Below are 10,358 nucleotides of genomic sequence, written 5' to 3'. Positions count from 1 at the left end.
CGCTGTTCCAGCATCCCGGATCGCCGGGCAGGGCCGGCGGGCGGGACGGATCCCGGAGCAGTCTGTGGTCCGACGGCGATCGGCACCGAACCCGACGGTCCGCCTCGACTGACCACCCACTACGCGCAGCCTCGGGACAGCGGGACCGCGCGATCTTCGGAGAGCACACCCCGATGGAGGAACCCGTGCCACCGCGGCCTGGGCCCAGGCGGATCACGACCGCGAGGTAGAGCGGCATCGTCTGCACCGCCCATCGCCACAGTCGAGCGGGCGGCGCACGGTCGAAGCAAGCCCGCCGGATGCGCCGCCCGCCGGGGCCGAGCAAGGAGTTTCACCACGGCAACGCCGACCGTCACCCGCACAGCCACCGCCGGCGAGCGGTCCCGGCCGGGCGCACTGGTGCTCCTGGTCACCGGCAGCGCCTTGTGCACCATGGAAACGACCGGGAGCACGCTGTACCGACGCAGCGAAGGCCGGTGCCTGGTCACCGAAGAGCCTCTCTGCTGCGGCGCCGACCGGGGCCGGCGTCGCAGTGGCCCCGCGCTCAGTCGGCGAGCAGCTCGGACAGTTGCGGCGAGTACATCGAGTGCAGCACGAGCGCGGCGCCGCCCACCACGGCGGCGTTCGCGCCGAGCGGGGACGCCTCGACCCGGACGACCCGGACACTGCGGGACAGCGGCTTGGTGGCCAGTGCCGCGGCGACGACGTCGACGTACCGCGACTCCACGTGCTGGATGCCGTGGCCGCCGAGGACGATGAGGTCCACGTCGACGAAGTTGGCGATGGTGACCGCGACCGAGGCGACGTGCTCCGCGGTCTCGTCGATGACGGCGGTGGCGACGGGGTCGCCGGCCGCGGCGGCACGCAGGATCGCGGTGTGGTCGACCGACGCCGGATCCCGGTCGAACGCCTGTGACAGCACGCTTCCGCCGCCGGGTCGGACTGCGAGCCGGCTGTGCACCTCGGCCACGATCGCCGACGGATTGGCCAGCCGTTCCAGGCAGCCCCGGGCGCCGCAGTAGCACTTCGGCCCGTCGGGCAGCACGGACCCGTGGCCGAACTCGGCCGCGTTCAGCGAACCGCCGCGGAAGACCTGGTGGTTGAGGATGAGACCGCCGCCGATGCCGGTGCCGAAGAAGACGTACGCGAAGTTCGCCACGCCCTTGCCCGCGCCGGACCAGCGCTCGCCGATGGCCGCGGCGGTGGCGTCGTTGTCCAGTGTCACCGGCAGTCCGGTGGCCTCGCTCAGCATGCCCTTCATCGGCACCCGGTTCCAGTGCGCGAGTTGGGGCGGGGTGACGATCATGCCGAGTTCCTGGTCTATCGGTCCCGGGGCGGCGAGGCCCAGGCCGAGGACCTTGTCGCGTGGGACGTCCGCTTCGCGGAGTACGTCGGCGACCAGTTCGGCCATGGCCGTCACCACCTGGGACGGGTCGGTGCCGGGTGGGGTGGGGCGCCGCTTGACGGTCAGGGGCCGCCCGAGCAGGTCGACCACGGCGCAGGTGAGTTCGATCGGGTCGAAGTGCAGTCCGACCGCGCTGCCGGCCTCCGCGTTGACCCGCAGGGTGGTTCGGGGCTTGCCGCCGCTGAGGACCCGGCTGGCCCCGTCCTCCCGGACTATGTCCTCGTCCAGCAGGCGGCGCACGATGCCGGAGACCGTCTGCGGGGTGAGGCCGGTCTTCTGTGCGATCTCCACCCGGCTGATGCCGTCGGCCAACTGGATCTGGTCCAGGACCACCGCTTGGTTGTACCGGCCCACCTTGGGGAGATTCGTTCCTGCCCGCCGCACGTACTGGGTCCTCTCTGCTCGCTCTCTCATAAACATCTTGTCACGGCCCATTGACGTAGTAAAACAAATGGATTTAGTGTCCCGGCACGCAGTCGTAACACCCCGGACACGAGGCACCGTGCGTGCCATCGGAGGCAAGCTGATGTCCACGAACCCCGGCATCCCGGAAGGCTCGGGCCCACGCGCCCAGCGCTGCCCGAGCGGTGCGGAGCACCGCTCATGACCCGGGCGCAGGCCCTGCTGGAGATGCGGTCGATCACCAAGACGTTCCCCGGCGTCAAGGCGCTCGCCGAGGTCAACCTCGCCGTCCGGCCGGGTGAGATCCACGCGATCTGCGGGGAGAACGGCGCCGGCAAGTCCACCCTGATGAAGGTGCTGAGCGGTGTCTATCCGCACGGCAGCTACTCGGGCGAGATCGTCTACCGTGGCGAGCGGACGCGGTTCGACGGCGTCCGGGCCAGTGAGCGGGCCGGGATCGTGATCATCCACCAGGAACTGGCGCTGGTGCCGGGCATGTCGATCACCGAGAACATCTTCCTCGGCAACGAGCCGCGCAGGCGGGGCGGGATCGACTGGAAGGCCGCCCGCCGCCGGGCATTGGAGCTGATGGAGCAGGTCGGGCTCCGGGAGGATCCCGACACGCTGATCAAGGACATCGGCGTGGGCAAGCAGCAACTCGTCGAGATCGCCAAGGCGTTCGCGAAGGACGTGAAGCTGCTCATCCTCGACGAACCGACCGCGGCGCTCAACGAGGACGACTCCCAGCACCTGCTCGACCTGCTGCGCGGCTTCCGGGAACGCGGCATCACCTCGATCATCATCTCGCACAAGCTGAACGAGATCGAGGCGATCGCCGACAGCATCACGATCCTGCGCGACGGCCGCACCATCGAGACCCTCGACGTCAAGGCGGACGGCGTCAACGAGGACCGGATCGTGCGCGGCATGGTCGGCCGTGAGTTGAGCAGCCGGTTCCCCGACCGCACGCCCGACATCGGCGAGGTCTTCTTCGAGGTGCGCGACTGGACCGTGCGGCACCCGAGTTCGGACGACCGGCTGGTCTGCAAGGGGTCGACGTTCCAGGTCCGGCGCGGCGAGATCGTCGGGTTCGCCGGCCTGATGGGTGCCGGGCGCACCGAACTCGCGATGAGTCTGTTCGGGCGCTCGTACGGCACCTACCTGTCCGGGCGGGTCTTCAAGGACGGCGAGGAGATCCGGCTGAAGTCGGTGCCGGACGCCATCCGGCACGGCCTCGCCTACGTCAGCGAGGACCGTAAGTCCATCGGACTGAACCTGCTGGACGACATCAAGACCTCGATGGTGGCGGCCAAGCTGTCGAAGATCGCCCGGCGCAGGGTGGTCGACCCGGTACGTGAGTACCGGATCGCCGAGGACTACCGCACGAGCCTGCGGATCAAGACGCCCAGCGTCGACGAGGGCGTCGTCAAGCTCTCCGGCGGTAACCAGCAGAAGGTCGTGCTGGCGCGGTGGATGTTCACTGACCCGGACCTGCTGATCCTCGACGAACCGACCCGCGGGATCGACGTGGGTGCCAAGTTCGAGATCTACGGGATCATCCAGCGGCTCGTCGGCCAGGGGAAGGGCGTCATCGTCATCTCCTCGGAGCTGCCCGAGCTGATCGGACTGTGCGACCGCATCTACACGGTGTTCGAAGGCGTCATCACCGGTGAGGTCCCGCGCCACGAAGCCGACCCCGAACTGCTGATGAAGCAGATGACCGCTAAGAAGAAGAGCCCGACGTCATGAGCAGAATCAAAGAGCTGCAGAAGAACCTCTTCGGAGGCACGACCTCCAACGCCCGCCAGTTCGGCATGATCTTCACCCTGGTGTCGATCGTCCTGCTGTTCCAGATCTGGACCGGTGGGCTGACCCTGACTTCCGGCAACCTCATCGCGGTGGTCAGCCAGTACTCCTACATCCTGATCCTCGCCATCGGCATGCTGATGGTGATCGTCGCCGGGCACATCGACCTCTCGGTCGGCTCGGTCGCAGCGTTCACCGGCATCGTGGTCGCCAAGGCCATGCAGACGTACTCGCTCCCGTGGCCGCTCGGCCTCGGCCTCGGCCTGCTCATCGGCGTGCTGATCGGCGCCTGGCAGGGCTTCTGGGTGGCCTACGTGGGAGTCCCCGCGTTCATCGTCACCCTGGCCGGAATGATGCTGTTCCGCGGCGGCAACCAGTACATAGGCAACGCCGACACGGTGCCGGTCCCGGCGGACTTCCGCAAGATCGGCGCCGGCTTCCTGCCCGAGGTCGGACCGGACACCGGCTACAACAACCTGACGCTGCTGCTCGGACTGGCCGCCTGCGCGGGCATGGTGTGGCGCGAGTGGAAGGCGCGGCAGACCCGCCGCGAGATGAACGCCGAGGTACCGCCCCTGTGGATCCCGGGCGTCCGCCTCGCGGTGATGCTGGGCGTCATCGCCTTCGCGACGCTGCGCTTCGCCGGCGGCCGGGTCGGCACCAGCCTGCCGATCTCCGGCATCATCCTGATCATCCTGGTGCTCGCGTACTCGTACTACACCCGCAACACCATCGGCGGCCGGCACATCTACGCCGTCGGCGGCAACGCCCGCGCCGCCGAGCTGTCCGGGGTGAAGCTGAGGCGGGTCAACTTCCTGGTCATGATGAACATGTCCGTGCTGGCCTCGCTGGCCGGCATGATCTTCGTGGCGCGGTCCGCCGCCTCCGGCCCGCAGGACGGCCTGAGTTGGGAACTCGACGCCATCGCCGCCGTCTTCGTCGGTGGCGCGGCGGTCTCCGGCGGCCTCGGCACCGTGAGCGGCTCCATCGTCGGCGGCCTGGTCATGGCGCTGCTCAACAACGGGCTCCAACTGGAGGGCGTCGGCTCGGACATGGTCCAGATCATCAAGGGCATGGTCCTCCTCCTCGCCGTCGCGTTCGACGTCTACAACAAGCGCCAGGGCCGCTTCTCGATCATCGGGACGCTGATGCGCCCGTTCCGCAGCGAGGAGCCGGCCGCCCCGGCGAGCCCTGCCGGCGGCCCGGACAAGACTCCGGTCGCGGGCTGACCGCCGTACCAGCCACCCACGCCGCCGTACGCGCCGTACCCCCACGCCGCCGTACCCCGCACGGCCCGCTTCCCACGACACCAATCCTCCCGCAACCGCACCACCGCACGAAGGGCTCAACTCACCATGCGCAGAACCATCATCCGAGGCATCGCCGCGGTCGGCGCCGTCGCCCTGCTCACCCTGAGCACGGCCTGTTCCAACCAGCGTGAAGGCGCCACCGGCGCGGACGGCGGCGGCGCCGCCAAGGGCTTCGCGCAGGACTCCCTGGTCGGTGTCGCGCTGCCGGCGAAGACGTCGGAGAACTGGGTGCTCGCCGGTGACCTGTTCACCAGCGGCCTGAAGGACGCGGGTTTCAAGACCGACGTGCAGTATGCGGGCGCCTCCACCAGCGTCGCGGACCAGCAGGCGCAGATCTCCTCCATGATCACCAAGGGCGCCAAGGTGATCGTCATCGGCGCGACCGACGCCTCGCAGCTCTCCACCCAGGTGGCCCAGGCCAAGCAGGCCGGTGCGACCGTCATCGCCTACGACCGTCTGGTCACCAACACGCCGGACGTCGACTACTACGTCGCGTTCGACAACTACAAGGTCGGCCAGCTGCAGGGGCAGGCCCTCGTCGACGGGATGAAGGCCAAGAAGCCGACGGGCCCGTGGACGGTCGAGCTGTTCTCCGGCTCGCCGGACGACAACAACTCGAAGGTCTTCTTCGGGGGTGCGATGGACGTGCTCAAGCCGCTGATCGACAAGGGCGACATCGTCGTCGGGTCGGGGCAGACGGACATCAAGCAGACCGCGATCCAGGGCTGGAAGGCCGAGAACGCCCAGCAGCGCATGGACTCGCTGCTGACCTCGGCCTACAACAGCGGCAAGCAGCTCGACGGTGTCCTGTCGCCGAACGACACGCTCGCCCGGGCGATCCTCACCTCGGTGAAGGGCGCCGGCAAGCCGACCCCGATCGTCACCGGCCAGGACTCCGAGGTCGAGTCGGTGAAGTCGATCATGGCCGGTGAGCAGTACTCCACCATCAACAAGGACACCCGCAAGCTGGTCGCCCAGACCATCACCATGGCCAAGTCCCTGCAGAAGGGCGACAAGCCGGAGACCAACGACATCAAGTCGTACAACAACGGTTCCAAGGTCGTTCCGGCCTACCTCCTCCCGCCGGTCATCGTGACCAAGCAGAACGCGGCCGAGGCCTACGCCAACGACCCCAAGCTGTCCCCGCTCACCAAGTAGCAGTGATCCGCGCCGGCGTGCGCGCCGGGTGGCCCAGAGCGCACGCCGGCACCGGGGACCCGCAAGACGAAGGATGGATACACTCGTGTTCGGAGCACTCGACATCGGTGGTACCAAGATCGCCGGAGGGCTCGTGGACGCCGACGGCCGCCTGGTGGCCCGTTCGCAGTGCGCCACACCGGCCCGCGGCACGGCCGAGGAGATGATGGCCGCGGTCGCGGCAGTCCTCGACGACCTGGCCGTCCACCCGGAGTGGGAGTCGATCTCCGGCCTGGGCATCGCCAGCGCGGGCCCGGTCGCCACCGCAGCCGGGACGGTCAGCCCGGTCAACATCCCGGCTTGGCGCGCCTTTCCGCTGGCCGACCGGGTACGCGCGCATCCCCGTGTCCCGCTCGGCGTCGAGCCCCTCGTGGTGGGGGACGCGGTCGCGATGGCCGCGGGCGAGCACCGGGCGGGCGCCGCCAGGGGAGTGGACAACGCCCTGTGCATGGTGGTCTCCACCGGCATCGGCGGCGGCCTGATCCTCAACGGGTCGCTGTACGCCGGCCCGTCCGGCAACGCCGGGCACATCGGCCACATCTCGGTCGACCACACCGGCGGGCCAGCGTGCCCGTGCGGGGCGCGCGGCTGCCTGGAGCAGCTCGCCAGCGGAACCGCCATCGCCGCCCATGCCGTGGCATCCGGCTGGGAGCCGCCCGCCGGTGATGCACCGACGGCCGCGACGGTCGCGGACGCCGCCCGCGCCGGTGATCCGCGAGCCGCCGCCGCATACGACCGGGCCGGACGGGCCCTCGCCGCCGCGATCGCCGCCACGGCGGCCCTCGTCGAACTCGACCTGGTCGTCGTCGGCGGCGGCGTGGCACAGGCCGGCGAGACGCTGTTCGCGCCGCTGCGCCGTCACCTGGCCGACTACGCCACCCTCGACTTCACCCGTGACCTGCCGGTCCTGCCCGCCCGACTCAGCACCGACGCCGGACTCATCGGAGCGGCCGTCGCAGCGGGGATGCCGCGCCCGGAGCGCGGAACGACCGAGCTGCCCGCCTCCCACGCGTAAACCGACCGGAGCCAAGACCCCGTGGACCTGCTCACCACTACCATTCAGCCCTACACCTGGGGCTCCACCACCGCCCTCGCGGAGCTGATGGGCGTCGCGCCCACCGGCGAACCACAGGCCGAGATGTGGCTGGGCGCGCACCCCGCAGCCCCGTCGTACGTCGACCGGGGACAGGGGCCCGTCGCCCTGGACCGACTGACGGCCGCCGGCCCGCTGGCGGAACTCGGACCGGCACTCGTGAGCCGGTTCGGCCCACGGCTGCCGTTCCTGCTGAAGCTGCTCGCCGTCGACTCCCCGCTCTCCGTCCAGGTCCATCCCGACCGCGCCCAGGCCGCCGCCGGCTTCGCCAGGGAGAACGCCGAGGGGATCCCGCTCGACGCCCCGCACCGCACGTACCGCGACGACCAGCACAAACCCGAGATGATCGTCGCCCTGACCCGGTTCCGGGCGCTGTGCGGCCTGCGGGCTCCCGAGCAGTGCGCCGACCTGCTGGACGCCCTCGGCGTCGACAGGCTGAAGCCGTACGCCGAGGAGCTTCGTGCCCGCCCTGGCGAGGCCGCCCTACGGAAGGTCTTCACCGCCTTCCTCACACCGCCGGACGGCCTCCTCGCCGCCGTCGCCGAGGCCGTCCGGCTTGCGGCGGCGAGCGGCGGGCGGTACGCGGCGGACCTCGTCGCGTACGCCGCCGTCACCCGCTCCCACCCCGACGACCCGGGCCTGATGTCCGCCCTGATGCTGAATCAGGTGACGCTGCAACCCGGGCAGGCACTGTTCATCGGGGCGGGAGTCGCGCACGCCTACCTGTCCGGCCTCGGCGTGGAGGTCATGGCGAGCTCCGACAACGTCCTGCGCTGCGGGCTGACGTCCAAGCACGTGGACGCGGCCGAGCTGCTGAAGGTCGTCCGTTTCACCGCGGTCCCGATCCGCGCCGTCGAGGCCCGACGGGACGAGACGACCGGGGAGCACATGTACCCGGCTCCCGTCGACGAATTCCGGCTCTCACGGTTCGACCTCGCACGCGGCGACCGGCCGTACCCGCTCACCGTCGACGCGCCCCAGATCGTGCTGTGCACCGGCGGTTCGGCCACCGTCGCCTCGCCAGAGCGCTCGATCGCCCTCGGCCCCGGCCGCGCGGCCTATGCCCCGGCCGGTGAGGCGCTCCGGCTCAGTGGCGAGGGAACGGTGTTCCGTGTCACGACAGGGCTTGCCCGGAAGCTCACGACCCGTGAGCAACTGCCGACGCGCCGGGGTGCTTCGGCCGGCCGTCGAATCACTGGAATCCCGCCGGCGTGGGCAGGATAGTGCGTTCGCCGGCGACGATGGGCCTCAAACTGACCGGCCGCTCCGTGTGCAGCTGATCGTACTGTACGAGCTCGGGATGCACGCCGGCCCACCCGCGCCAGCCCGCCCAGGGGGCGGGCCGTGGCCCCACCCCCGCACCCACCCCCGGAGCGCTGCTGTCCACGCGATTGGGCCGGGAAGCGTGCGGCTCGCAACCGTGTGACGTCTGCGCTCATGTCTGCCGGAGCTTCCGCATGGCACCGACCGGGCCGGAGCGCTGCTGGGAATCCTCGGACGCCTGGAGAACGCCGTGGGGTGATGGCTGGTCTTCGCCGGCCTGCCGCCGCCCGGCCGCGGGCGGGGTGTCACGTCCTTGTCGCCGCGCCGGAGCTCTCCGCCTGCCAGCCCCGTCTCGGTCGGCGTGACCGATGCCGTCACCGGTGAGCTGGTCCCCTATGGGCCGGAGCCTGGGGTGGGTGCTACGCGAGCGCAGTCTCGGCGGCGTGGTCGGATCGGTGGACGCTACAGGTGTTGGTGGGGGAGTTGCTCTTCGAAGTCGCAGGCGGCGGTGGCCTGGTAGCCGGCTGTTCGTACGGTGGTGAGGACGCGGGCGACGGCATGGGCCAGGGCGGGCATCGGGCCGTCCGCGTCGATTTTCAGGGGCCAGCCGATGAAGCCCGTCGCCAATGCGGCGTCGGGGTTGGGCCGTACCTCGAAGTCCACGCCCGCCCGCGCGACGCAGTACCCGCTCGGCGCGGCGTGCAGTGCCGCGGCGATGAGGTCGGTCACCGTCTGCCGGTCCGCGCCGGCGACGTAGATCGCGCAGTACTCGCTGCCGCCGACGTCCGTCACGCGCGCGCCGCCTCGCCGGAGCCCTCGGCGGGGGCGTCGATGTGGTGGAGCCGGCTGCGGTCCTCGACCCGGTCCTCGACCGGCAGCCCCGCCCGGTACTCCTCGGCCCACACCGCGTGCGAGGCTTGCCGATCGGCTTCCCCGAGCCGAGCCGACTCGGCCAACTGCTCCTCGTCCAGGCCATGGGCCACGGCCGGGATGTCACCACTCCAGGCCGGGAGCGTGGCCAGGCAGGTACGGCGCTCGGCCTGCACGGCCGCCAGCGCCCGCTGCGCATTGATCAGGTCGTCGCTGTACGCGAAGGTCCTTTCCAGCTTTCCCACAGCGGGAATCGTATGCGTGACCGGTCAGCCGCCGGGCCTCGGCCCGCAGGGTAGGACCGTCGGTTTCCCCGTGCGCCCGCTGCGGGGCCGGGCCGTAAATACGCCCGAAACCGGGTCCGCGCCGAAGCCCGGAGAAACGGCCCGAGCCGCAGATGCCGCCCCTACGCCCAGCCCCGGCACACCCGGGGCAACGGCCCGGGCCGAAATCCGTACCGCCGTCGCCGTGCCCGCCCCGGCCGAGCAGGGGGCGGAGGCCTTCGAGGTGCTGCGCCGCGCGGCGTGCACGATCCCGACGGTGCGGTTCGGCGAGCCGGACCGCCTCGACGACCTGGACCTGACGGTTGGTGAGGGCTGGCTGCCGGCCTCCTGGGACGACCCGCAGGCCGCGGACGTCCACCAGCTGCTCTACCGGGGCCGGCCCATCGGCTGGACCGCGCCGCTGCCGGACGGGCCGTGGGGGCAGGCCGGGCACATCGTTGCCGAGTACCTGGACGCCCAGGAGGCCGTGGTCCTGACCGAACCCGCCAGCGAGGCCCGCACCCACCGCTCCGTCGGGCAAGCCCGGGACGTCCTGCACCGCGCGCACCTCGACCGGCTGCGCGCCGAGCGTGCGATGCCCGAGGTGCCGCACCTGGCCCTCAAGCGCCCGACCGGCCGGAGCGCGCCCTCTGTCTGAGCTTCCCCCGCTGTGCGGGAGGTGTTGATTACCTGGTCAGGATGGGGGTGGGTGGTTCGATGGCCACCGGTTCGGCCGTCGCTTGGTTGGC

At 70.8% G+C, this 10,358-nt stretch carries 8 protein-coding genes and 1 pseudogene; 6 read left to right on the top strand and 3 right to left on the bottom strand.

Annotation, left to right across the window (positions count from 1 at the left end):
* Positions 1-544: 544 nt before the first annotated feature.
* Entirely contained in the window at positions 545-1,738 is a 1,194-nt protein-coding gene (locus ABT048_RS41170; protein WP_350526781.1) for an ROK family transcriptional regulator, read from the bottom strand.
* 336 nt (positions 1,739-2,074) lie between these two features.
* On the opposite strand from ABT048_RS41170, the pseudogene mmsA reads away from it, so the two are divergent.
* The 5 genes and pseudogenes from mmsA to manA all read left to right on the top strand — a co-directional run.
* Positions 2,075-3,556: pseudogene (mmsA, locus tag ABT048_RS41165) on the top strand (multiple monosaccharide ABC transporter ATP-binding protein); the annotation flags it as partial.
* Positions 3,553-4,842, top strand: a complete 1,290-nt coding sequence (gene mmsB / locus ABT048_RS41160) for a multiple monosaccharide ABC transporter permease (protein WP_350526779.1) — start codon at positions 3,553-3,555, stop codon at positions 4,840-4,842. The pseudogene mmsA and the gene mmsB, both read left to right, overlap by 4 nt.
* Positions 4,843-4,968: 126 nt before the next feature.
* On the top strand, positions 4,969-6,081 hold the full coding sequence (locus tag ABT048_RS41155) for a substrate-binding domain-containing protein (protein WP_350526778.1): 1,113 nt from the start codon (positions 4,969-4,971) through the stop codon (positions 6,079-6,081).
* A 73-nt stretch (positions 6,082-6,154) separates the two neighbouring features.
* Positions 6,155-7,135 carry an ROK family protein gene (locus ABT048_RS41150; RefSeq protein WP_350526777.1) on the top strand — a complete coding sequence of 327 codons (981 nt, stop codon included), beginning with the start codon at positions 6,155-6,157 and terminating at the stop codon, positions 7,133-7,135.
* Between the two features lie 21 nt (positions 7,136-7,156).
* Entirely contained in the window at positions 7,157-8,437 is a 1,281-nt protein-coding gene (manA, locus tag ABT048_RS41145) for a mannose-6-phosphate isomerase, class I (protein WP_350526776.1), read from the top strand.
* Positions 8,438-8,938: 501 nt separating this feature from the next.
* Here manA and ABT048_RS41140 read toward each other — a convergent pair.
* Together ABT048_RS41140 and ABT048_RS41135 are read right to left on the bottom strand one after the other, a co-directional pair.
* Positions 8,939-9,268: a hypothetical protein gene (locus tag ABT048_RS41140; protein WP_350526775.1), complete on the bottom strand. Its 330-nt coding sequence runs from the start codon at positions 9,266-9,268 to the stop codon at positions 8,939-8,941.
* Positions 9,265-9,591, bottom strand: coding sequence for a DUF8825 domain-containing protein (locus tag ABT048_RS41135; RefSeq protein WP_350526774.1), 327 nt, complete (start codon positions 9,589-9,591; stop codon positions 9,265-9,267). Before ABT048_RS41135 ends, ABT048_RS41140 begins: the two co-directional genes overlap by 4 nt.
* Positions 9,592-9,814: 223 nt before the next feature.
* Here ABT048_RS41135 and ABT048_RS41130 point away from each other — a divergent pair, with 223 nt between their 5' ends.
* Positions 9,815-10,267, top strand: coding sequence for a hypothetical protein (locus ABT048_RS41130; protein ID WP_350526773.1), 453 nt, complete (start codon positions 9,815-9,817; stop codon positions 10,265-10,267).
* Positions 10,268-10,358: the final 91 nt, after the last annotated feature.

It is taken from the genome of Kitasatospora sp. NPDC096140, assembly GCF_040303045.1.
GTDB lineage: Bacteria > Actinomycetota > Actinomycetes > Streptomycetales > Streptomycetaceae > Kitasatospora.
The sequence above is the reverse complement of the archived record's forward strand: the minus strand, read 5'-3'. Positions and strand labels throughout refer to the sequence as shown.